The following is a 23,004-nucleotide window of genomic DNA, read 5'->3' as shown; positions in this document are numbered from 1 at the left end:
GGTTAGCTGTTCACCCGGCCGAGGTAGTCGCTGGTACGGGTGTCGACCTTGACCTTCTCACCGGTGGTGATGAAGAGCGGCACCTGGATCTGGTAACCGGTCTCCAGGATGGCGGGCTTGGTGCCACCGGTGGAGCGGTCGCCCTGGACGCCCGGCTCGGTCTCCTGGATGACCAGCTCGACGGCGGCCGGGAGCTCGACGTAGAGCACCTCGCCCTCGTGCTGGGCGACGGAGGCCGTGAAGCCCTCGATGAGGAAGTTGGCGGCGTCACCGACGGACTTGCGGTCGACCATCAGCTGGTCGTACGTGTCCATGTCCATGAAGACGAAGTACTCGCCGTCCATGTACGAGAACTGCATGTCGCGGCGGTCGATGGTGGCCGTCTCGACCTTCACACCGGCGTTGAAGGTCTTGTCGACCACCTTGCCGGAGAGCACGTTCTTGAGCTTGGTGCGCACGAAGGCCGGGCCCTTGCCGGGCTTGACGTGCTGGAACTCGACGACGGACCAGAGCTGGCCTCCGTCGAGCTTGAGCACCAGGCCGTTCTTGAGGTCGTTCGTGGAAGCCACGGTTGCGGAATCTCCTGGACTGAAAGCTGGTGGACGACCGAGGGTACGTACACGGGGGCACGTACGCGTGCTAGAGCGCTAGCAGCTCCTTGGTCGTGATGGTGAGTAGCTCGGGGCCGCCGTCCGCCTCGGGGCGTACGACGAGCGTGTCATCGATCCGGACGCCGCCCCGGCCCGGGAGGTGGACCCCCGGTTCGACGGTGACCGGCACGCAAGTGTCCAGTTTACCCATGGCTCCAGGTGCGAGCTGCGGCTCCTCGTCGATTTCGATCCCGACGCCGTGTCCGGTGAGCGGCCCGAAGGCCTCCGCGTGGCCCGCGGCGTCCAGCACCTGGCGGGCCGCGCGGTCCACCGCGCGGTACTCCGCGCCCGGCACGAGCGCCTCCCGGCCGGCCCGCTGGGCTGCGAAAACGGCGTCGTACAGCTCGATCTGCCAGTCGGCCGGGGTGGTGCCGATCACAAACGTACGGCCGATCTCGCAGCGGTATCCGCGGTACGAGGCGCCCAGGCAGACGGAGAGGAAGTCGCCCTCCTCGACCCGTCGGTCGGCCGGGCGGTGACCGGCCCGGCCGGAGTTCGGACCGGTGCCGACCGAGGTCATGAAGGCGGGCCCGTCGGCGCCGTGGTCGACCAGGCGGCGCTCCAGTTCCAGCGCGAGGTGCCGCTCGGTACGGCCCACGAGAATCGACTCCAGGAGTTCTCCGAGCGCCTGGTCGGTGATCTCCGCGGCGATGCGCAGGCAGGCGATCTCCTCCTCGTCCTTGACGAGGCGGCGCTGCTCGACGGCGCTGCCGAGGTCGCTCAGGAGCAGCCGGGGCGCCACCGAGCCGAGCGCGCGGTGCCGGGCCACCGAGAGGTGGTGCTCCTCCACGGCGAGCGAGTCTGCTCCGCTGGTCCGGGCGAGGTCGGCGGCCGCGACGGCGGGGTCGCCGCCGGGGGCGGGCAGCACGATGAGGCGCAGCTGCTCGTCCAGGTGCCCCTCGATGAGATCGCCCGACGGTGTGCCCGGACACAGCAGGACGTCCTCGGCGGGGCCGATCAGCAGGACCGCGCCGGGCGGGGCGCCGCCCGCCAGGTAGCGCACATTGGCCGGGCGGGAGACCAAAGCGGCCGCGCTGCCTGCGGCCGCGCAGCGGTCCCGCAGCCAGCCGCGGCGCACCGCGAACACCTCTGACATGCCTTGAGCGTATGAGCGGGGGCGGGGGTTGGCTGATTCTGCGCGTCCGACCGGGGGCCGCCCCGGTGGCCGGTCCGTTGTGGTCCTCACTCGCCGGACGGGCTCGGGGATGCTCCCCCGCGGGGCTGGGTGATGCCCGGCCCCCTCGTCCGGGCCACCGGTACTTCGTCCGCAATCGCCGGACGGGCTCCTTATCGCCGACCAGGCCCCGGGGGTTCCTGGCGGGACTACCAGTTCGGCGGGCTGGCGATGGTTCTTGCCAGGACGTCGTCCAGGAGGCGGGCCGTTGTGGGGACGTCGTACTGGGAGTTGTCGATGATCGGGAGGCCCGAGCCGTACCAGCCGGCCATCCGGCCGTGGATTTTGGCGACCTCCTCGTCCGAGAGGCGGCGGTTGCCGGTCCGCTCCGCGTTGCGCTCCAGGACGACTTCGAGGCCCGGCAGCAGCACGACCGGGAGCAGGCCCGGCCCCACGTGCCGCTTCCAGCCGCCGAGGCCCACGACCGGCCGGTCGGGGAACACCGCGTCGTCGAGGATGCACGAGATCCCGTTGGCGAGGAAGTTGCGCGCCGCGAAGCCGCAGGTGCGGCGGGCCAGCCGGTACTGGGCCTCGGAGTGGTCGTTCCAGCCCGCCTGCGGATCGGCGAACCCCGAGCACACCCATTCGCGTACGTCGTCAAGGCTGATGTGCGCGGTCGGTACCCGGCGGTGCTGCGCCCAGTACCGCGCCACGGTCGTCTTGCCCGCCCCGGCCGGGCCGATGAGCAGCACCGCGAGCGTGGTCGCCCCGGTCCCCTCGGGCGCCTGCGGCATCGGGACCGGGCCGCCGGGCGGCAGTGAGACGTGGCCGGTGGTGTCGCGGGACGGCGGCGCCGGAGCGTGCTGCGGCGCGGGCCCGCGCCATCCCGGTCCGGGCGCCTGCGGCGTCCCCGGATGGCTGCTGCGGCCCGGCGCGTGCGGAGCCCCGGGGTGGTGGGGAGCCTGCGGAAGCGGGGTGGTGGGGAGCTGTGCGGTCGTCGGCTCGGGCCGCGGCGGGGGGCCGGGCTGGTACGGCGGCGGCTCCGGTATCGGGGCGGGCGGGCCGGCCGGGGGCGCGCCCGGTCGCAGCGGGGCCGTCCGCTCGGGCTCGATGCCCTGGGCCCAGTCGTGCGGGGGCTGCCCCGGGGCGTGGGGCGGCGGCAGTGGAGCCCCCCCTGCGTGCTGCATCCGGTGCCACTCCGTCTCGTACAGGCAACTGGCGCTGGTCGGGCGCCCGTCGGCGTCGGACGGCCCGGTGCAGAACCGTACCTCTCCCGGCCGTCACAGTGTGAACGGCCGGGGAGCGGCAACAGTGCCCGTCAGCTGTCGATTTCGTCGGCGAGCGCGCGCAGCGCCAGGCGGTAGGAGCCGATGCCGAAGCCCGCGACGGTGCCGGTGGCGACCGGTGCGATCACCGAGGTGTGGCGGAATTCCTCACGGGCGTACGGGTTCGAGATGTGGACCTCGATGAGCGGTGCGGTGCGCTGGGCGGCCGCGTCGCGCATCGCGTACGAATAGTGGGTGAACGCGCCCGGGTTGATGACGACCGGGATCCGGCCGTCGGCGGCCTCGTGCAGCCAGCCGATCAGCTCGCCCTCGTCGTTGGTCTCGCGGACCGAGACGTCGAAGCCGAGCTCCTTGCCGAGCGTTTCGCAGACCTCGACCAGGCCCGCGTACGTGGTGGCGCCGTAGACGTCGGGCTCGCGGGAGCCGAGGCGGCCCAGGTTGGGGCCGTTGAGGACGAACACCCGTCGGCTCACGCGGAGACCTCTCCGTACGCGGCGAGCAGCACCGCCGGGTCCGGGCCCTCCAGGACGGTCGGCTTGGCGAGGCCGTCCAGGACGATGAAGCGGAGCAGGTTGCCGCGGGACTTCTTGTCCAGCTTCATGTTCTCCAGGAGCTTGGGCCACTGGTCGCCGCGGTAAGTGAGCGGCAGGCCGACGGACTCCAGGATGGCGCTGTGCCGGTCGGCGGTCGCGTCGTCCAACCGCCCTGCCAGGCGGCCGAGTTCGGCCGCGAAGACCATGCCGACGGAGACGGCCGCGCCGTGCCGCCACTTGTAGCGCTCGTTCTTCTCGATCGCGTGGGCGAGGGTGTGGCCGTAGTTGAGGATCTCGCGCAGACCCGATTCCTTGAGGTCGTTGGAGACCACCTCGGCCTTGACCCGGATGGAGCGCTCGATGAGCTCGGCGGTGTGCGGGCCCTCGGGGGTGCGGGCGCCGGCCGGGTCGGACTCGATGAGGTCGAGGATGACCGGGTCGGCGATGAAGCCGGTCTTGATGACCTCGGCCATGCCCGACACGTAGTCGTTCACCGGCAGCGAGTCCAGCGCGGCCAGGTCGCACAGGACGCCGACCGGCGGGTGGAAGGCGCCGACGAGGTTCTTGCCCTCGGCGGTGTTGATGCCGGTCTTGCCGCCGACGGCCGCGTCGACCATGCCGAGCACGGTGGTCGGCACCGAGATCCAGCGCACGCCGCGCAGCCAGGTCGCGGCGACGAAACCGGCCAGGTCGGTGGTGGCGCCGCCGCCCACGCCGATGACGGCGTCGGTGCGGGTGAAGCCGGACTGGCCGAGCGCCTTCCAGCAGTAGGCGGCGACCTCGGCGGTCTTGGCCTCCTCGGCGTTCGGCACCTGGATGGCGATGACCTCGTAGCCCTCGGCCGCGAGGTCCTCGCGGATCGCGTCACCGGTGCCGGCCAGGGCCTCCGGGTGGATGATCGCGATCCGCTTCGCCTTGTCGCCGATCAGTCCGGGCAGTTCGCCCAGCAGCTGCCGGCCGACGAGCACTTCGTACGGCTCCGTCCCGGCAGTGCCGCCGACCTGGATCCGGGTGGGTGCCTGCTCCGTCATGCGTCCTTCAACTCCAGTGCGTCGAGGACCGCCTGGGCGACCTCTTCGGGGGTGCGCTCGTCGGTCGCGACGACCGCACGGGCGACTTCGGTGTACAGATGGCGCCGCGCGTCCATCAGCTCGCGCCACTGCCGGCGCGGGTTGACGGCGAGCAGCGGCCGGGCGGTGTTCAGGCCGACGCGCCTGACCGCTTCCTCCACGTCCATCGACAGATAGACGACGGGGAGCGGCGCGAGCAGCGCGCGCGTCGACTCGTCGAGGATCGCGCCGCCGCCGAGGGACAGCACGCCCGTGTGCTCGGCGAGCGCGGCTCGTACCGCCTCCCGTTCGAGGTCGCGGAAGTGCGGCTCGCCGTCCTCGATGAAGATGTCCGAGATCTCCCGGCCCTGGGCGGCCACGATGTCGGCGTCGGTGTCCCGGTAGGGCGCGCCGAGCCGCTCGGCGAGCAGCGCGCCCACGGTGGACTTGCCGGAGCCCATCGGCCCGACCAGCACGACCAGCGGTCCGGTGCTCACCGGATCTGCAGGTTGTCGAGGTACGAGCGGACGTTGCGGCGGGTCTCGGGCACGCTGTCGCCGCCGAACTTCTCGGCGACCGCGTCCGCGAGGACGAGCGCGACCATGGCCTCGGCGACGATGCCGGCGGCCGGTACGGCGCACACGTCGGAGCGCTGGTGGTGCGCCTTGGCGGTCTCGCCGGTGGCGACGTCGATGGTGGCGAGCGCGCGGGGCACGGTCGCGATGGGCTTCATCGCGGCCCGTACGCGCAGCAGTTCACCGGTGGTGAGGCCGCCCTCGGTGCCGCCGGAGCGGCCGGAGGTGCGCTTGACGCCCTCGGGCGTCTGGACGATCTCGTCGTGGGCCTGCGAGCCGGGCACCCGGGCCAGGTCGAAGCCGTCGCCGACCTCGACACCCTTGATGGCCTGGATGCCCATGAGGGCGGCGGCGAGACGCGCGTCGAGACGGCGGTCCCAGTGCACGTGCGAACCGAGGCCGACCGGCACTCCGTACGCGAGCACCTCGACCACACCGCCGAGGGTGTCGCCGTCCTTGTGGGCCTGGTCGATCTCGGCGACCATCGCCTTCGACGCGTCCGCGTCCAGGCAGCGCACCGGGTCGGCGTCGAGCTTCTCGACGTCGGCGGGGGTCGGGTACACGCCGTACGGGGCCTTGGCGGCGGCCAGCTCCACGACGTGCGAGACGATCTCGATGCCGGCCGTCTCCTTGAGGTAGGAGCGGGCCACGGCGCCGAGTGCGACGCGGGCGGCGGTCTCCCGGGCGCTGGCGCGCTCCAGGATCGGCCGGGCCTCGTCGAAGCCGTACTTCTGCATGCCCGCGAGGTCGGCGTGGCCGGGGCGGGGCCGGGTCAGCGGGGCGTTGCGGGCCAGCTCGGCGAGGATCTCCGGGGCCACGGGATCGGCCGACATGACCTGCTCCCACTTGGGCCATTCGGTGTTCCCCACCATGACCGCGACGGGCGAGCCCATGGTGAGACCGTGCCGCACGCCGCCGAGGAAGGTCACCTCGTCGCGCTCGAACTTCATGCGGGCGCCGCGTCCATAGCCGAGCCGCCGCCGGGCCAGGTGGTCGGCCACCATCTCCGTGGTGATCGGCACGCCGGCGGGAAGACCCTCCAGCGTCGCGACAAGTGCGGGTCCGTGGGACTCCCCAGCGGTCAGCCAGCGCAACCTGCTCAACGGTGCTCCTCATGCTCGCGCCTGGAACTGCGACGGCGCGACCGGGTGCGCGGCCCTGGCCCGCCACCCCTGATCCTCCCATGTCCGGACCGATGACCCGGCCGGAGGTCCACCAGACGGACTCGAAAACGGCTCAGGAGTCGCTAACGGGCGGCCAGAGCCGCTTCGCCCGCCTTGCGCATGGCGTCGAGCGGGGCCGCCGCACAGCCCGTCATCTGCTCGACCTGGAGCACCGCCTGGTGCACCAGGAGGTCGAGGCCGCCGACGACGGCTCCCCCGCGCCCGGCCCAGGCGGCCGCGAGCGCGGTCGGCCACGGTTCGTACAGCACGTCGAAGAGGGTGCCGGGGTGTTCGGGTACGGCCGCGGCCAGGGCGTCGGTGGTGCCGGCCGGGGTGGTGGCGATGACGAGCGGCGCCTCGAAGGCTTCCGCCGCCCGCGACCAGTCGGCGGTGCGGACGTCGACTTCCAGCCGTTCGCCCCAGCCGCGCATCTCCTCGGCCCGCGCCTCGCTGCGCACGTACGCCGTGACCGGACCGGTGCAGATGCGCGCGAGCGCGGCGAGCGCCGAGGAGGCGGTCGCGCCCGCGCCGAGCACGGCGGCGGACCCGACCGTGCGCACGCCGCGTTCGCCCAGGGCCGCGATCATGCCGGGGATGTCGGTGTTGTCGCCGAGGCGACGGCCGTCGTCGGTGAAGACGACGGTGTTGACCGCCTCGACCGAGGCCGCGGTGGCGCTGATCCCGTCGAGCAGCGGGATGATCGCCCGCTTCAGCGGCATCGTGAGCGAGAGCCCCGCCCAGGACGCGTCGAGCTCCGCGACGAAGCCGGGGAGCCCGGCCTCGTCCACGTCGAAACGGTCGTACGACCAGTGGCCGAGGCCGAGTTCGGCATAGGCGGCCCGGTGCAGGACCGGGGAGAGCGAGTGCGCGATGGGCGAGCCGAGGACAGCCGCCCTGCGCGCCCCGCTACTGGCCGGTATGGCCATTGAACTTCCCCTTGAGCTGGAGGAACTCGCTGTAGGTCTTGGCGAATTCGGTCTTGTGCTCGCCGTCGACGGCCACGAAGTACAGCCAGCCGTCCGTGGTCGGGTTGAGCGTGGCGGCCAGCGCCTCGCTGCCCGGGTTGCCGATCGGCCCCGGGGTGAGGCCCCGCTGCCGGTAGGTGTTGTACGGGTCCGGGTTGCTGTTGATCTCGGACTCGCTGATCTTGATGTTGCTCTTGCCGGTGAGGTAGTTGTACGCCGAGTCGAACTGGAGCTTCTGGTTGGTCTGGGTGTTGGACGGCTTGAGGCGGTTGTAGACGACCTCGGCCATCTTCTGGAAGTCGTCGGGCGTCTTGCCCTCCGCCTGCACGAGGCTGGCGACGGTGATGACCTGCCAGGGGCCGTCCACACCGAGCTTCCTGGCCTCGGCGGCCAGGTCCTGCTTGCCGTACTCGGAGCTGGCCCGGTTGACCATCTTCGTCAGTACGTCCGCGGGCTTCATGCCCTTGGCGACGGGGTAGCTCGCCGGGTACAGGAAGCCTTCCAGCGGGTCCTTGACGTTCTTGTGGCCCTTGGCCCAGTCGGGCAGGCCCAGGCTGTCGGCGCTCTTGAACGCGACGTCCTTGGTCGTGCCGTCGGGGACGCCGAGCCGCTGGTCGATCTGCTGGTAGACCCAGGCGTTGCGTTTGCCTTCGGGAATGATGAGCGCGTTGCGGCTGCTCGGGTTGAGCATCAGGGCGACCGCGTTGGCGGCGGACATGCCCTTCTGCAGGGTGTAGGCGCCGGCCTGGATCGTCTTGCCCTTGGGGTTGTCGTTCTGGGCCTGGACGAAGGCGTCGATGCTCTTGACGACACCGGCCTGCTTGAGGAGCTGGCCGATCTCGGAGCCGCCCGCACCCGTCGGGATCTCTACGGTGACCGTCTCGCCGGTGCCCGCGCCCGCGTAGTCGGGGGCCGCGCCGAACTTGCTCTGGTAGAACTCGTAGCCGAAATAGCCGACCCCGCCCACACCGAGGGCGAAGATGACCGTCAGAACCAGGCAGGCGCGTCCGCTCTTGCCCTTCTTCTTGGTCTTGCCGCGCCGGTCGCGGCCGCCGCCGTCCCCGGTGCTGCCGCCGGAGCCCGGATCGCCGTCATCACGTTCGCTGTCGTCAACGCCGGTGAAGAACGGGTGGTTCTCCTCCTGCGGCTCCGGCTCCGCGTTCCACTCCTGGCCCTGCTCGGGGACCTCAGGCACGGTGGGCGCCTGCCGCTGGCCCGGCGGCTGCGGCGGCGGATAGGCCTCGGGCGTGCCGTAGAAGTCATGGCCCTCGCCCGCATAGCCGTTGGGGTAGGCATCGGGCTGCGGGCCCGCGTACGGCATGGCGGCCTGCTGGCCGGTGTCCCAGCCCCCGTTGTACTGCTGCTGGGGCTGCTGTTGCTGCTGTGCGTACCGGTCCGGGTACTGCTGCTGCGCCGGGTACTGCTGCTGCGGGTAGCCCTGCTGGGGCTGCTCGGCGTAGTGCGGCTGGGGAACGTACTGGCCCTGCGGATGCTGCGCGTACTGGTCCTGCGGCTGCTGCGGGTGGTACTGCTGCGGCGGTTGCTGCCCGCCGCCGTGCGGAGCCTGACCGGAGGCAGCCTGCTGCCCTCCCCACCCCTGGTCCCCGTAGAGGGGATCCTCTGGGTGCCACGGTTCGGAGCCTGCGCCCCGGCCATACTCAGTCATCGGTCCCCTAGAGCCGCGAGGCATCCGGACGGTCCGCCTCTTTTACTGTGCGGCGACTGTTCGAATGCCTCCGCATCGCGCGGAACGTTACCGTATCGCGATCAGATAACCACTTCGACGCCTTCGCCGGGGGCGTTGCCCGACACCCGTTCGGCCTCCAGCGCGTTCTGAAGGATGATCACTGCGGCGGCCTGGTCAATCACGGACCTGCCCTTCTTGGACTTCACGCCGGAGGCGCGCAGCCCCTGACTCGCCGTCACCGTCGTCATCCGTTCGTCCACGAGACGCACCCCGACCGGCGCGATGCCGCGCGCCAACTCCTGGGCGAACACGCGGACTTTGGCCGCCGCCGGGCCCTCGCCCCCGTTGAGGGAGCGGGGCAGCCCGACGACCACTTCGAGCGGTTCGTACTCCGCGACGAGCTGCCGCAGCCGCCGGTGGGCGGCCGGGACATCGCGTCCCGGCACGGTCTCCACCGGCGTGGCGAGCACCCCGTCGGGGTCGCACGAGGCGACCCCGATCCGGGCGTCGCCGACATCGATCGCCAGTCGGCGTCCTCGTCGCATCAGGCGGTCTCGGCGACCTGGCGCTCGACGGCGTCGATGGCGTCGCCGATCGCGTCCGCGTTCTGGCCGCCGCCCTGCGCGACGTCCGGCTTGCCGCCACCGCCGCCGCCGAGGGTCTTGGCGGCGGTACGGACCAGCTCACCGGCCTTGAGTCCGCGCTCGCGGGCGGCCTCGTTGGTGGCGATGACGGTCAGCGGGCGGCCGTTGGCCGTGGTGAACAGGGCCACCACCGCCGGGCGGTCCCCGGGGATCCGGCCGCGCACGTCGAGGACCAGCTTGCGCAGGTCGTCGGCGGAAGTGCCGTCCGGCACCTGGCCGGTGACCAGCGCCGTACCGCGTACGTCCCTGGCGGACTCCACGAGACCGGCGGCGGCCTGGAGCACCTTCTCGGCGCGGAACTTCTCGATCTCCTTCTCGGCGTCCTTCAGCTTGCCGAGCATGTTGGAGATCTTCTCCGGGAGCTCCTCGGGGCGGCCCTTGACCAGCTCCTGGAGCTGGGCGACGACCGTGTGCTCGCGGGCCAGGAAGTTGTACGCGTCGACGCCGACCAGGGCCTCGATGCGGCGCACGCCGGAGCCGATGGACGACTCGCCGAGCAGCTTCACCAGACCCAGCTGGGCGGTGTTGTGGACGTGGGTGCCGCCGCACAGCTCCTTGGAGAAGTCGCCGATGGTCACGACGCGGACCCGCTCGCCGTACTTCTCGCCGAACTCGGCGATGGCGCCCTGCTTCTTGGCCTCGTCGATCGACATGACCTCGGCCTGCACGTCCAGCTCGCGGGCCAGGACCTCGTTGATCTTCTGCTCGACGTCGGTGAGGACCGTGCCGGGAACGGCGGCGGGCGAACCGAAGTCGAAGCGGAAGCGGCCCGGCGAGTTCTCGGAGCCGGCCTGGGCGGCCGTCGGGCCGAGCGCGTCGCGCAGCGCCTGGTGGGTGAGGTGCGTGGCGGAGTGGGCGCGGGCGATGGCGCGGCGGCGCTTGGTGTCGATGGCGGCGTACGCGGACGCGCCGACCGTCACCTCGCCGACCTGCACGACACCCTTGTGGACGTGGACGCCGGGAACCGGCTTCTGCACGTCGCGGATCTCGATGACCGCGCCGGTGTCGAGCTTGATCCGGCCCTGGTCGGCGAGCTGGCCGCCGCCCTCGGCGTAGAACGGGGTGCGGTCGAGGACGACCTCCACCTCGTCGCCCTCGGTGGCGGCCGGCGAGGGCACGCCGTCGACCAGCAGGCCGACGATGGTCGACTCGTTCCCGGTGTGGGTGTAGCCGGTGAAGTCGGTCTCGCCGGACCGGTCGGCCACCTCGCGGTAGGCGGACACGTCGGCGTGACCGGTCTTCTTGGCCTTGGCGTCGGCCTTGGCCTGGTCGCGCTGCTGCTTCATCAGACGGCGGAAGCCGTCCTCGTCCACCGAGAGGCCCTGTTCGGCGGCCATCTCCAGGGTGAGGTCGATCGGGAAGCCCCAGGTGTCGTGGAGCAGGAACGCCTTGTCGCCGGCCAGCACCGTGCCACCGGTGGCCTTGGTCTCGGTGATGGCGGTGTCGAGGATGTTGGTGCCGCCGCGCAGGGCCTTGAGGAAGGCGGCCTCCTCGGCGCCGGCCACGGTCTCGATGCGCTTGCGGTCGGTGACGAGCTCCGGGTACTGCTGGCCCATCGTGTTGATCACGACGTCGACCAGGTCCTGGACGACCGGACCCGTGGCGCCCATCAGCCGCATGTTGCGGATGGCGCGGCGCATGATGCGGCGCAGCACGTAGCCGCGGCCCTCGTTGCCGGGGGTCACGCCGTCGCCGATGAGCATCACGGACGTACGGATGTGGTCGGCGACGACGCGCATCGAGACGTCGGACTCGTGCTTGTCGCCGTAGCGGACGCCCGTCAGCTCGGTGGCCTTGTCCATGACGACGCGCAGGGTGTCGGTCTCGTACATGTTCTGCACGCCCTGCAGGATCATCGCGAGGCGTTCGAGACCGAGACCCGTGTCGATGTTCTTCGACGGCAGGTCACCGAGGATCGGGAAGTCCTCCTTGCCCTCGCCGGCGCCGCGCTCGTACTGCATGAAGACCAGGTTCCAGATCTCCACGTACCGCTCGTCGTTGACGGCCGGGCCGCCCTCGACGCCGAACTCGGGGCCGCGGTCGTAGTTGATCTCGGAGCAGGGTCCGCACGGTCCGGGCACGCCCATGGACCAGAAGTTGTCCTTCTTGCCCAGGCGCTGGATGCGCTCGGCCGGCACGCCGATCTTCTCGCGCCAGATCTGCTCGGCCTCGTCGTCGTCGAGGTAGACGGTGATCCAGAGCTTCTCCGGCTCCAGGCCGAAGCCGCCGTCCGCCACGGGGCTGGTGAGCAGCTCCCAGGCGTAACTGATGGCGCCTTCCTTGAAGTAGTCGCCGAAGGAGAAGTTGCCGCACATCTGGAAGAACGTGCCGTGCCGGGTGGTCTTGCCGACCTCTTCGATGTCCGGGGTGCGCACGCACTTCTGCACGCTGGTGGCGCGCGGCGCGGGCGGCTTGGTCTCACCGAGGAAGTACGGCTTGAAGGGGACCATGCCCGCGTTGACGAGCAGCAGAGTCGGGTCGTCCGCGATGAGCGACGCCGAAGGGACGACGGTGTGCCCGCGCTCCTCGAAGAAGCTCAGCCAGCGGCGGCGAATCTCGGCCGACTCCATCAGTGGTCCTCATTCCGGTTGTACGAATGCTTGGTGTACTGCTGTTTCGTGGTCTCGATGGCGACGAGGCGGCGCTGCGCGGGGAGTTCGCGCGGCTCGCTCTCGCCGATGCCCAGGACGTCGTTGAGTTCGGCCTCGCGCTGCGCCATGCCGGACTTGATGTCGAGGGCGAAGTCCTTGAGCCGGTGGCCGGCCTCGACCGCCTTGTCGGCGGTGCGCGCGGCCAGGCTCTCCGGGGTGAGCTGTTTCAGCTTCCGGTTGACCTTGGTGGTGGCCCAGACGCCGGCGGCCGCGCCCGCGGTGAACCAGAACGTACGGCGGAACATCGCAGCGTCAGCCCTTTCGCTTCGACCGCCGCGCGGACGGCACGGTCCGCCCGACGATCACGGTGTGACTGGCGTCATTGCCTCGTTGACGGCGGCTCGGTCCCTCGGGCACATCGGCCGGGGCGGCACCCTTGCGCCCGATCGCCCGGCGCACCCCGTACCCGAAGGCCGCCACCTTCACCAGCGGTCCGCCGAAGGTGGAGGCGACCGTGGTGGAGAGCGCGGACGCGTTGGAGGTGACCTCCTGGACGTCCGAGGCGATGGCGTCGACCCGGGCGAGCTGGGTCTGTGCGGAGCGCACCGCGGTGGAGGCGTCCGCGAGCAGCGGGACCGCCTGCTCGGTCACGTCCGCGACCAGCTTGGTCGTCGCCCTGAGCGTCTGGGCCAGCCTCACGAGAACGACCGCGAGGAAGGACACCAGGATCGCCCAGAAGACGGCCACCAGGATCCCGGCCACCTCTCCACCGGACACTTGCACCGCTCCCCGCAACCCGTCGGAACTCGAAAAAAGTCGTCCTCCGACCCTATCGCGCCGGGGGTGGCTTCCCGTACCGCGTTCCGGGCCGCCGCGGCCGGGCTCGGGCAAGCGGATTGTACGCAGTGCACACCCCTGAGTACGCTGCGTGTTCCATGCGCTCCCATCTGCCCGCCGAGTTGAACCGCTTCGTCGGCCGGGATCATGAACTGGCCCGGCTGGACCGACTGCTCTCCGCAGCGCGCATGGTCACGGTGACCGGCGTCGGCGGGGTCGGCAAGACGCGTTTCGCGCTGCGGGCCGCGGCCGCCCTGGCTGAGCAGGAACGGTACTTCGACGGCGTACGACTGGTCGAGCTGTCCGCGCTGAGCGACCCGGGCCTGCTCGACCACGCCGTCGCCGAGGCCCTCGGCCTGACCGACCACACCGCGAGAGCGCCGCGCGAGGTGCTGCTGGACCACCTCGCGCACCGTCAACTCCTGCTGGTGGTGGACGGGTTCGAGCAGCTGGTGGACGCCTGCGCCGGCCTCGTACGGGACCTGCTGCGGGGCGCTCCCGGGCTGCGGGTGCTCGCCGCGGGGCGGCTGCCGCTGAGGATCGAGGGCGAGCAGGTGCTCGCGCTGGCGCCGCTGAACGACGAGGACGCGTTACGGCTCTTCTGCGACCGCGCCGCCGAGGGCCGGGCGGGCGAGCGGCCGACCGGCGGGCACGAGGCGGCGGCCGCCGAGCTGTGCCGCCGCCTGGACGGGATTCCGCTGGCCCTCGAACTGGCGGCCGGACGGCTCGGGGCGCTCTCGGTGGAGCAGTTGCTGCGCCGGATCGACGACCGGTTCCGGCTCTGGCCGGCGGCGGCCGGGGTGTGCTGCCGCGCCACCAGACGCTGCGGACGACCATCGGCTGGAGCCATGAGCTGTGCACCCCGGAGCAGCGGCTGCTGTGGGCCCGGCTCTCGGTGTTCGCCGGGCCCTTCGACCTGGAGGCCGTCGAGTACATCTGCGTGAGCCCCGATCTGCCGCAGGAGGAGGTGCTCGACGTGCTGGGCGAGCTGGTCGACCAGTCGGTGGTGGTGCGCGAGGACGCCCCGGACGGCGTCCGCTACCGGCTGCTCGACACGGTGCGCGAGTACGGTGCCGAGTGGCTGGCGGCGACGGGCGACGCGGACCGGCTGCACCGGCGCCACCGCGACTGGTACCTGGGTCTGGCCACCTGGTGCGAGCTGGACTGGTTCAGCCCACGCCAGGCGGAGGTCGCTGCGCGCGTGGAGCGCGAACTCCCCAATCTGCGGGCCGCGATGGACTTCTCGCTGCAGTGTGCGCAGGACGCGCACCTGGCGCAGTACCTGGCGGGCACGCTCTGGTTCTACTGGGTCGGCTGCGGGCGTCTTTCGGAGGGTCGGCACTGGCTCGCGAACGCCCTGGAGGCCGAGAGCGAGTACGACAGTTCACGCCTCAAGGCACTGTGGGTGCTCGGCCATGTGGCGGTGCTCCAGGGCGACGCGGTGGCGGCGATCGCCGCGCTGCACGAGTGCCGCGAGGGGGCCGAGGCGGGCGGCGACGCGGTGGCCGCGGCGTACGCGGTGCACCGCACCGGCTGTCTGGCCCTGGTCACCGACGACCTGCCGCGCGCCGAGGAACTGCTGCGCGCGGCGCTGGCCGGCTACGAGGAGGTCGGCGAGCTCAGCAGCAATGTCCTGATGTGCCGGATCGAGCTGGCGATGGCGGCGGGCTTCCGGGGCCGGCTCGACGAAGCGGTGTCGCTCTGCGAGGAGGCCGTGGCGGCCTGCGAGGACCACGGGGAGCGCTGGGCCCGCGCCTATGCGCTGTACGTCCTGGCGTACGCGGCCTGGCACGGCGGGGAGGGCGAGCGCGCGCGGAGGTTGCTCCGGGAGACCCTTGCCGTCAACCACGCCTTCCACGATCTGGTGGGCACGGTGCTCACCCTGGAGATGCTGGCGCTGGTCGCGGTGGACGCCGGGGATCCGGTGGAGGCGGCCGTGCTGCAAGGGGCCGCCGAGCGGATCTGGCCGTCGGTGGGTCTGCCGCTGTTCGGCTCGGCGTACTTCTACGCGGCCCATGTGCTGTGCGAGGAGCGGACCAGGGAGCGGCTCGGGGACACGGTGTACCTGGAGCACCGGCGGCGCGGCGCCCGGCTCGATACGGCCGCGGCGGTGGCGCGAGCGCTGGGCCACGAGGGCGGCGGCGTACGGGAGTTGGCTCCGGCGCGCGCGGCGCGGGCCTCCGGGGCGCCGCCGCACGAGGGGCCCGGACATGCGGAAGCCCGCCGCCTCCCGCTCCGTGCGGAGCGGGGGGACGGCGGGCTGAAGCGCTGAGGCTCCGGTACTGCGTCCGGATCAGCGGGCGTAGTACTCGACGACGAGCTGCTCGTCGCAGATGACCGGGATTTCCTTGCGGTTCGGGTCGCGGTCCAGGCGGAAGGCCAGGGCCTTCAGGTTCACCTGGAGGTAGCGCGGGGTCTCGCCCTCGCCGGCGTAGCCACCCTCGCGGGCAACCTGGAAGGGGACCTTCTCGCGGCTGCGCTCACGGACGGTCACGACGTCGTCGGGACGGACGCGGAACGACGGCTTGTCGACCTTGCCACCGTTGACCTGGATGTGACCGTGCACGACCATCTGGCGGGCCTGGTAGATGGTGCGGGCGATGCCCGAACGCAGAACCAGGGCGTCGAGGCGGCGCTCAAGCTCGACGACCAGCGCCTCGCCCGTCTTGCCCTCGGCCTTCTTGGCGCGGTCGTAGGCACGCGCCATCTGGCGCTCGCTGATGTCGTACTGGGCGCGCAGACGCTGCTTTTCGAGCAGACGGACCTTGTAGTCCGAGTTCTGCTTGCGGCCACGGCCGTGCTCGCCCGGCGGGTAGGGGCGGGCCTCGAAGTACTTGACGGCCTTCGGCGTCAGCGCGATGCCGAGCGCACGAGACTTCTTGACCTTGGGACGCGACTGGTTAGGCACGTTCTCCAAACCTCCATGGTTGGGTTAGGTTAGGCTCACCTTACTCAAGGAGATCGCATGTCGCGTCCGGGGAACACCAGTCACATCACGGACAGCACGAAGAAGGCCGACCCTGCTCCCTCGGGAGGAGTCGACTCCACCGGCTCCCCTGGAGCCGGGCACGTGACGGAGGTCCGATCAGATCGTGGTCAGCCGCGTCCCAGCGGACTTGAAATCGCACGGATGCCGTCAGCAGCCGAGCGCACACGAACTCTCGTACATAGTACCTGCTCGTCGGCGCTGCTCATTCCCGGCCTTGCAGGGGCCCGTCCCGAGCAGCTGATGACCGACGTCCACAGCGTCGGCCCGGACGGCGACCTCTTCCTCGTCGTCCCCGCCGACGCCCCGGCCGTACGGGCCGCCGCCCACGCGCAGGACGACGAGGTCCCGGCGGTTCTGGAGATCACGGACGTGGCTCCGGTGTCCGTCCCCCACCGCATCCGGGGCCGCGCGTGGATCTCCGGATGGCTGACCCGGGTGCCCGGCCGGGCGGGGCCGGGACGCACGACGCTGCGCCTCGAAATCGGCGAGGCGTACGTGGACGACCTGTGGGGCGCGAGCGCGGTGGAGGCCGAGGAGTTCGCCGCGGCCGAGCCCGATCCGCTGGTACGGCACGAGACCGAGCTGCTCCAGCATCTCGACTCGGCGCACGGCGAGCAGCTGCGGCGGCTGTGCTCCGTGGTGGAGCGGAAGGACGTGGCCCGGGTCACCCCGCTGGCGCTCGACCGGTTCGGCCTGCGGGTCCGCTTCACCGGAGCCGACGGCCACACCTTCGACGCGCGCTTCGACTTCCCCGAGCCGGTGGGCGACATCACGGCCCTGCGCCGTGCGATGCACCAGCTCTTCGCGGCGGCGGACACCCCCTAGGGCGACAGGGCGTGGCCCCCGCGGGCCCGGGGCTACTCCTGGGCCCGGCCCAGGCGCTCCCGTACCTTCTCCACCACGTCCGCGTACCGCGCCTCGGCTCCGTAGCGCGTCGGTTCGTAGTAGCGCTTGTCCGCCACCGCCTCCGGGGCGTACTGCTGGGCCGCGATCGCGCCCGGTACGTCGTGCGGGTAGACGTACCCCTGCGCGTGGCCCAGTCTGGCCGCGCCCTTGTAGTGGCCGTCGCGCAGGTGCGGCGGGACGGGGCCTGCCAGGCCCTTGCGTACGTCCTCCATCGCGGCGGCGATCGCGGTCGTCGCGGAGTTGGACTTCGGGGCGAGCGCCAGCGCGATGGTGGCGTGGCTCAGGGTCAGGGCCGCCTCGGGGAAGCCGATGAGGGCGACGGCCTGGGCCGCGGCCACCGCCGTCGGCAGCGCCGTAGGGTCGGCCAGGCCGATGTCCTCGCTCGCGGAGATGATCAGGCGCCGGGCGATGAAGCGGGGATCCTCGCCCGCTTCGATCATCCGCGCCAGGTAGTGCAGCGCCGCGTCGACGTCGGAGCCGCGGATCGACTTGATCAGCGCGCTCGCCACGTCGTAGTGCTGGTCGCCGCCCTTGTCGTAGTTCACCGCGGCCCGGTCGACGGTCTCCTCGACGGTCTGGAGGGTGATCTCCGGCTCGGACTTGGCGATGGCCGAACCGGCCGCGGCCTCAAGCGCGGTCAGCGCCCGGCGCGCGTCGCCGCCCGCGATGCGCAGCAGGTGCGCCTCGGCGTCGGCGGGCAGGGTGACCGCCTCGCCGAGACCTCGCTCCTCCGTGAGCGCCCGCCGCACCAGGGCCCGCAGATCGTCGTCCGTCAGCGGTTCGAGGGTGAGCAGGAGGGAGCGGGACAGGAGGGGGGAGATCACCGAGAAGTACGGGTTCTCCGTGGTCGCCGCGATCAGGGTGACCCAGCGGTTCTCGACGGCCGGGAGCAGCGAGTCCTGCTGGGCCTTGGAGAAGCGGTGGATCTCGTCCAGGAAGAGGACGGTCTCCTTGCCGAAGCCGCCGATGGCCCGGCGCGCGCCGTCGATGACCGCGCGGACCTCCTTCACCCCGGCGGTGATCGCGGAGAGCTCCACGAACCGCTTGTTCGTGGCCTTCGACACCACGTACGCGAGCGTCGTCTTTCCGGTGCCAGGCGGGCCCCACAGGATCACCGAGGACGGACCGGCGGGCCCGCCGGCGCCCTCCCCCACCAGCCGCCGCAGCGGCGAGCCCTGCTTCAGGAGGTGCTGCTGGCCGACCACCTCGTCCAGGGTGCGCGGGCGCATCCGTACGGCCAGAGGGCTGCCCGCCGGGTCTTTCTCCTGGCGGTCCTCTGCGGCTGCGGTGAACAGGTCGGGTTCCACGTCAAGAACCCTATGTCACCGCACTGACAACGCCCTCGGCGCTGCGAAACCGCCGGTCAGCTGGTCCAGAAGTCCCACCAGCGGGTCAGGATCAGCATCCCGATGATCCCGATGTGCAGCACCGGCAGCACCCAGGTGAACTCGGACAGGAAGTTCTTCGCCCAGCGCGGCGCGGGCAGCAGGCCCTTGCGGAGGGTGAAGGACGTCACGTACCAGAACATGAGGATGGTGGCGACCCACGCCAGGCAGCACCACAGGCACAGCGAGTTGATCCGGTACAGCGACTCGAACTGGAGCCAGCTGACGAAGCAGACGCCGAACAGCGTGCCCGCGTTGAAGGTCAGCCAGTACCAGCGGCGGAAGCGGCCGCCCGCCAGCAGGCTCATGCCGACGCAGATGACGATGCCGTACGCGACCAGGCCCAGCATCGGGTTCGGGAAGCCGAAGGCCGCTGCCTGATGGCTCTTCATGATGTTGCCGCAGGACACCACCGGGTTGAGGCTGCAGCCCGGCACGAAGTTCGGGTTCTCTAGGAGCTTGAACTTGTCGAGGGTGATGACCCAGGCCGCGAGCAGTCCGGCCGCGCCGGTGATCACGAGCAGCCAGGCGAAGGCGCGGGTGCCGCCGATCGTCCCCCTGGTGCTCACCTCCCGGTGGTCGGAGTCGGAGGAGACGTCGTCAACTGTTGTGGTCATAGCGCCGGTCCGTCATCCCGTCATCGTTTCGGCCTGCTGGGCAGCCTCATTCTGCCGCACCCGGGGCGCTGTCCACCGTTCGATGGACATAAGGAGGTACGCACGAGGGTGCCGGAGCCGCCGGTACCGCGGGACGCTCTTTGCCATGACAGAACTGGCGGTTGACGTACGCGGACTTCGCAAGCAGTACGGCGAGGTCACCGCGGTCGACGGACTGGACCTCGGCATCCGGCGCGGAGAGGTCTTCGGCATCCTCGGCCCCAACGGGGCGGGCAAGAGCACCACGGTGGAGATCTTGCAGGGCCATCGCGACCGGGACGGCGGCGAGGTCTGCGTACTCGGCGCGGATCCGGCGACCGCCGGGCGGGCCTGGCGCTCGCGGGTCGGCATCGTGTGGCAGGACGAGTCGGCGCCCGCCGAGCTCACGGTCCGCGAGAGCGTGCACCACTTCGCCCGCTACTATCCGGCGCCGCGCGATCCCGAGCGGGTCATCGCGCTGGTCGGCCTGGAGAAGAAGGCCGATGCCCGGATCAAGAGCCTCTCGGGCGGCCAGCGGCGGCGGCTCGACGTGGCGCTCGGCGTGATCGGCGACCCGGAGCTGCTGCTCCTGGACGAGCCGACGACCGGCTTCGACCCGGCGGCCCGCCGTCAGTTCTGGGAGCTGATCCGGCTGCTCGCCGACGAGGGCACCACCATCGTCCTCACCACGCACTACCTGGAGGAGGCGGAGGCGCTCGCCGACCGGCTCGCGGTGATCGCGGGCGGGAAGGTCGTCGCCGAGGGCGAACCCGCCCAGCTGCGGCAGCGCTTCGGCACCGGCGCCACCGTCGAGTGGACCGAGCCCGACGGCTCGGCCCGCAGCGTGCGCACCGAGACCCCGACCCGCACCGTCGCCGCGCTCATGCACCGATTCGACGGCGAGATCCCGGGCCTCAGGGTCGGCCGCCCCACCCTGGAGGACGTCTATCTGCGGCTCACCGGGCAGCTCGGCCCACAGCAGGAGGAAGCGCGATGACCGCCACCCGCACGCTCGCCCCGTCCCGCACCGCAAAACCCCGGCTGCCGGGCACCTGGTCGCTCGGCCTGAGCCGCGGCGCCCTGGAGATCAGGCAGTTCGTCCGCCAGCGGGACCAGGTGATCTTCAGCTTCGCCTTCCCGGTCGTCTTCCTCGCCCTGTTCGCGTCGATCTTCAGCAGCCAGGTCAAGGACGCCGGGATCACCGCCTCGCAGCTCTACGCCGCCGGCATGATCGCGGCGGGCATCATGTCGGTCAGCTTCCAGTCGCTCGGCATCTCCATAGCCATCGAGCGGGACGAGAAGGTGCTGCGCCGGCTGCGCGGCACACCGATGCCGCCGACCGCGTACTTCCTCGGCAAGGTCTGGCTGGTGCTCGCCACCGGTGTCGCCGAGACGGGCGTGCTGCTGCTGTTCGGCTCCACCCTGTTCGGGCTCGATCTGCCGTCGACCGCGACGAAGTGGCTGGACTTCTCCTGGATCTTCGTCCTCGGCATCACCGGCTGCGCGCTGCTCGGCATCGCGATCAGCAGCCTGCCCAAGTCGGGCAGGAGCGCGAGCTCGGTGGTCGTACTGCCCTTCCTGGTCCTCCAGTTCATCTCCGGCGTCTACATCCCGGTGGGCACCGTGCCGAACTGGCTGCTCGACATCAGCGCGCTCTTCCCGCTGAAGTGGATGTGCCAGGGCTTCAGGGGGGTGTTCCTGCCGCAGTCCGCCGCGGTGCTCGAACAGGCGGGGAACTGGGAATTCGGACGGATCGCGCTGGTCCTCGGCGCCTGGTGCATTGGAGGATTGCTGCTGTGCGTGCTGACCTTCAGGTGGAAGAGCCGCAGCGACGGCTGACCGGGTTCGCACGGGCGGCGGGAGCGCGCGACACCCACGTGTGGGACCGCTCGTTCCTGCCGTGGGACGCGTACTTCGCGGTGGTGTGGCTGACGACCGCGGTGTTCGTGCTCGGCACCGACGTCCCGGCGCTGGGGTACCGGATCACCGCGGTGGCGCTGATGTCGCTGCTGATCCCCTGGTACCTGCGGGCCGGGCGTCCGGCGATGCTCAGCGACGGCGCCGACGAGCGGCAGTCGCTGCGCTACGTCATCGCCTCGGTGGTGATCTTCCTGCCGCCCGCCTTCCTGGTCGGCGAGACCCGGCTCATCGCCTTCGCGCTCGCACCGCCCTGCTTCATGCTCCTGCCGCTGCGCCGCGCGCTGATCACGATGGCGATCGTCAACGTCGTCCCCGTCGCGGGCTGGGCGCTGATCTGGCGGCCCGGCGCGCACCTGGTCTTCTTCAACGCGGTCTTCGCGGTGGCGACGCTGGCCTTCTCCGGCTTCTTCGGCGCCTGGATCATCCGGATCATCGAGCAGAGCAGGGAACGGGCGTCCCTGATCGGCGAGTTGGAGGCGAGCCGGGAGGAGGTGGCCCGGCTCTCGGCGGAACGCGGCGCGCTCGCCGAGCGGGAGCGGATGTCGAGGGAGATCCACGACACCCTCGCCCAGGGCTTCACCAGCGTCCTGATGCTGGTGCAGGCCGTCCAGTCGGAACTGGACCACGACGTTCCGCTGGCCCGCCGCCATCTCGACCTGATGGAGTCCACCGCCCGCCAGAACCTCGCCGAGGCCCGCGCCCTGGTCGCCGGCGGCACCCCCGCCGACCTGGACGGGACCTCCCTTCCCGATGCGGTACGCCGTCTCGCGGCCCGGCACGATCCCCCGGCCGGGCTCGAAGTCACGGGCGCCGTACGGGAGTTGCCCGCCGGACTCGAAGTGGTGGCCCTGCGCTCCTGCCAGGAGGCCCTGTCCAACGCCCGCAGGCACGCGGGCCCCGGAGCCCCGGTGCGGCTGGCCCTCGCATACGGCCGGGCCGCGCTGACCGTCTCCGTACGGGACGAGGGCGGCGGCTTCGACCTCGGCGCCGCGCACCGGGTACGGCCTCGCCGGGCTGCGGGCCCGCGCCGCCGAGGTGGGCGGCACCGCGGAGGTCCGCAGCGCGCCGGGCGGCGGCACCACGGTCACCGTCCGACTTCCCGTCCCCGCAACGCCGTTGAGGAGTTCTCCGTGATCCGCATCCTGCTCGCCGACGACCACCCGGTGGTACGGGAGGGCCTGCGCGGGATGCTCGCCGCCGAGCCCGATCTGGAGGTGGTGGCCGACGCGTCCGACGGCCCGCAGGCCGAGGCGCTGTGCGCGGAGCTCCGGCCGGACATCGTGCTGATGGACCTGCGCATGCCCGGCGGCGACGGGGTGGAGTCCATCGGCCGGCTGACCGCGGCGGACCTCCCGTGCCGGGTGATCGTCCTGACGACGTACGAAACGGACCGGGACATTCTGCGGGCGGTGGAGGCGGGGGCGGCGGGCTATCTGCTCAAGGACCTGGCGCGGGGCGAACTGGCCCAGGCGGTACGGGCGGCGGCGCGGGGCGAGACGGTTCTGGCGCCCTCGGTCGCGGCCCGGCTGGTCGACCAGCTCCGTACGAAGCCGGAGCGGCCGCGGTTGTCCGAGCGGGAGGTGGCGGTGTTGCGGCTGGCGGCCGAGGGGTGCACGAACGCGGAGATCGGGCGGCGGTTGTTCGTCGCGGAGTCGACGGTGAAGACGCATGTGGTGCGGATCTTCGGGAAGTTGGGGGTGGATGACCGGACGGCGGCGGTGACCAGCGCGATGCGGCTGGGGCTGCTCTGACCCCACCCCGCCCCTTCCCCAAACCCTCCGGGGGTGGGGGTAGGGAGGTCACGCTCCCGGGGCTCCGCCCCGGACCCCGAGCGGGGGCTCCGCCCCCTGCACCCCCTCGGGGGCTCTGCCCCCGGACCCCCGCGGGGCTGCGCCCCTGCACCCCGCCTCGGGGCTCCGCCCCGGACCCCGCTCCTCAAGCGCCGGAGGGGCTTGAAATAGCCCCTTGCTGTGGGCAGTCGTCCCGCAGGGCGGGGGGGGGGGCGGGGCCCCGCCCCCCGCCCCCCCCCCCCCCCCCCCCCCCCCCCCCCCCCCCACCCCCCCCCCCCCCCCCCC

General features: G+C 71.7%; 20 protein-coding genes and 2 pseudogenes. 6 read left to right on the top strand and 16 right to left on the bottom strand.

Features of this window, described 5'->3' with window-relative positions; genetic code table 11:
- Positions 1–2: 2 nt before the first annotated feature.
- The 13 genes from efp to ACIQ8J_RS23405 form a co-directional block, all read right to left on the bottom strand.
- Entirely contained in the window at positions 3–569 is a 567-nt protein-coding gene (efp, locus tag ACIQ8J_RS23465; protein ID WP_403266289.1) for an elongation factor P, read from the bottom strand.
- 70 nt (positions 570–639) lie between these two features.
- Positions 640–1,746 carry a M24 family metallopeptidase gene (locus tag ACIQ8J_RS23460; protein ID WP_403266286.1) on the bottom strand — a complete coding sequence of 369 codons (1,107 nt, stop codon included), beginning with the start codon at positions 1,744–1,746 and terminating at the stop codon, positions 640–642.
- A gap of 227 nt (positions 1,747–1,973) precedes the next feature.
- Positions 1,974–2,951 (bottom strand): Pro-rich N-terminal domain-containing protein, encoded by a 978-nt coding sequence (locus ACIQ8J_RS23455; protein ID WP_403266283.1) that lies wholly within the window; start codon positions 2,949–2,951, stop codon positions 1,974–1,976.
- A 131-nt stretch (positions 2,952–3,082) separates the two neighbouring features.
- Positions 3,083–3,523, bottom strand: coding sequence for a type II 3-dehydroquinate dehydratase (aroQ, locus tag ACIQ8J_RS23450; protein ID WP_403266280.1), 441 nt, complete (start codon positions 3,521–3,523; stop codon positions 3,083–3,085).
- Positions 3,520–4,614 carry a 3-dehydroquinate synthase gene (gene aroB / locus ACIQ8J_RS23445; protein ID WP_403266278.1) on the bottom strand — a complete coding sequence of 365 codons (1,095 nt, stop codon included), beginning with the start codon at positions 4,612–4,614 and terminating at the stop codon, positions 3,520–3,522. Before aroB ends, aroQ begins: the two co-directional genes overlap by 4 nt.
- A complete protein-coding gene (locus ACIQ8J_RS23440) occupies positions 4,611–5,129 on the bottom strand; it encodes a shikimate kinase (RefSeq protein WP_403266275.1) in 519 nt (172 codons plus the stop codon). The genes aroB and ACIQ8J_RS23440 overlap by 4 nt, the downstream gene beginning before the upstream one ends.
- Positions 5,126–6,310: a chorismate synthase gene (gene aroC / locus ACIQ8J_RS23435; RefSeq protein ID WP_403266273.1), complete on the bottom strand. Its 1,185-nt coding sequence runs from the start codon at positions 6,308–6,310 to the stop codon at positions 5,126–5,128. The genes ACIQ8J_RS23440 and aroC overlap by 4 nt, the downstream gene beginning before the upstream one ends.
- A 143-nt stretch (positions 6,311–6,453) precedes the next feature.
- A complete protein-coding gene (locus ACIQ8J_RS23430) occupies positions 6,454–7,296 on the bottom strand; it encodes a shikimate dehydrogenase (RefSeq protein WP_403266270.1) in 843 nt (280 codons plus the stop codon).
- Entirely contained in the window at positions 7,277–9,001 is a 1,725-nt protein-coding gene (gene mltG / locus ACIQ8J_RS23425) for an endolytic transglycosylase MltG (RefSeq protein WP_403266267.1), read from the bottom strand. Before mltG ends, ACIQ8J_RS23430 begins: the two co-directional genes overlap by 20 nt.
- Before the next feature lie 101 nt (positions 9,002–9,102).
- Positions 9,103–9,567, bottom strand: coding sequence for a Holliday junction resolvase RuvX (gene ruvX / locus ACIQ8J_RS23420; protein WP_399051145.1), 465 nt, complete (start codon positions 9,565–9,567; stop codon positions 9,103–9,105).
- Complete coding sequence (gene alaS, locus ACIQ8J_RS23415; RefSeq protein ID WP_403266264.1) at positions 9,567–12,236, bottom strand: alanine--tRNA ligase; 2,670 nt, start codon at positions 12,234–12,236, stop codon at positions 9,567–9,569. Before alaS ends, ruvX begins: the two co-directional genes overlap by 1 nt.
- Positions 12,236–12,562, bottom strand: a complete 327-nt coding sequence (locus ACIQ8J_RS23410; RefSeq protein ID WP_403266262.1) for a DUF6167 family protein — start codon at positions 12,560–12,562, stop codon at positions 12,236–12,238. Before ACIQ8J_RS23410 ends, alaS begins: the two co-directional genes overlap by 1 nt.
- Before the next feature lie 7 nt (positions 12,563–12,569).
- Positions 12,570–13,034, bottom strand: a complete 465-nt coding sequence (locus ACIQ8J_RS23405; protein WP_403266259.1) for a DUF948 domain-containing protein — start codon at positions 13,032–13,034, stop codon at positions 12,570–12,572.
- Between the two features lie 158 nt (positions 13,035–13,192).
- On the opposite strand from ACIQ8J_RS23405, the pseudogene ACIQ8J_RS23400 reads away from it, so the two are divergent.
- Positions 13,193–15,358, top strand: a pseudogene (locus ACIQ8J_RS23400) (ATP-binding protein).
- A gap of 29 nt (positions 15,359–15,387) precedes the next feature.
- Here the strand turns inward: ACIQ8J_RS23400 and rpsD are convergent.
- Positions 15,388–16,002, bottom strand: coding sequence for a 30S ribosomal protein S4 (rpsD, locus tag ACIQ8J_RS23395; RefSeq protein ID WP_053723667.1), 615 nt, complete (start codon positions 16,000–16,002; stop codon positions 15,388–15,390).
- A 222-nt stretch (positions 16,003–16,224) separates the two neighbouring features.
- On the opposite strand from rpsD, the gene ACIQ8J_RS23390 reads away from it, so the two are divergent.
- Positions 16,225–16,908 (top strand): DUF2470 domain-containing protein, encoded by a 684-nt coding sequence (locus tag ACIQ8J_RS23390; RefSeq protein ID WP_403266257.1) that lies wholly within the window; start codon positions 16,225–16,227, stop codon positions 16,906–16,908.
- Positions 16,909–16,940: 32 nt separating this feature from the next.
- Here the strand turns inward: ACIQ8J_RS23390 and ACIQ8J_RS23385 are convergent, their stop codons facing one another.
- Positions 16,941–18,296, bottom strand: a complete 1,356-nt coding sequence (locus tag ACIQ8J_RS23385) for a replication-associated recombination protein A (protein WP_403266255.1) — start codon at positions 18,294–18,296, stop codon at positions 16,941–16,943.
- A gap of 56 nt (positions 18,297–18,352) precedes the next feature.
- Positions 18,353–18,991: a vitamin K epoxide reductase family protein gene (locus tag ACIQ8J_RS23380; protein WP_403266252.1), complete on the bottom strand. Its 639-nt coding sequence runs from the start codon at positions 18,989–18,991 to the stop codon at positions 18,353–18,355.
- Between the two features lie 145 nt (positions 18,992–19,136).
- Between ACIQ8J_RS23380 and ACIQ8J_RS23375 the strand changes: the two genes are divergently transcribed.
- The 4 genes and pseudogenes from ACIQ8J_RS23375 to ACIQ8J_RS23360 all read left to right on the top strand — a co-directional run bounded on the left by ACIQ8J_RS23375 (position 19,137) and on the right by ACIQ8J_RS23360 (position 22,680).
- Positions 19,137–20,006: an ABC transporter ATP-binding protein gene (locus tag ACIQ8J_RS23375; protein WP_403266249.1), complete on the top strand. Its 870-nt coding sequence runs from the start codon at positions 19,137–19,139 to the stop codon at positions 20,004–20,006.
- Positions 20,003–20,848, top strand: a complete 846-nt coding sequence (locus ACIQ8J_RS23370; RefSeq protein WP_403266246.1) for an ABC transporter permease — start codon at positions 20,003–20,005, stop codon at positions 20,846–20,848. Before ACIQ8J_RS23375 ends, ACIQ8J_RS23370 begins: the two co-directional genes overlap by 4 nt.
- Positions 20,845–22,063 (top strand): annotated as a pseudogene (locus ACIQ8J_RS23365) (sensor histidine kinase). The gene ACIQ8J_RS23370 and the pseudogene ACIQ8J_RS23365 overlap by 4 nt, the downstream one beginning before the upstream one ends.
- The gene (locus ACIQ8J_RS23360; protein WP_403266244.1) at positions 22,060–22,680 is read left to right on the top strand and encodes a response regulator; all 621 of its coding nucleotides are present in this window, start codon (positions 22,060–22,062) and stop codon (positions 22,678–22,680) included. The pseudogene ACIQ8J_RS23365 and the gene ACIQ8J_RS23360 overlap by 4 nt, the downstream one beginning before the upstream one ends.
- Positions 22,681–23,004: the final 324 nt, after the last annotated feature.

It is taken from the genome of Streptomyces sp. NPDC094147 (genome assembly GCF_044764265.1).
In the GTDB taxonomy this organism is placed as follows: Bacteria; Actinomycetota; Actinomycetes; order Streptomycetales; family Streptomycetaceae; genus Streptomyces.
This window is presented reverse-complemented; position numbering and strand designations above follow the sequence as displayed.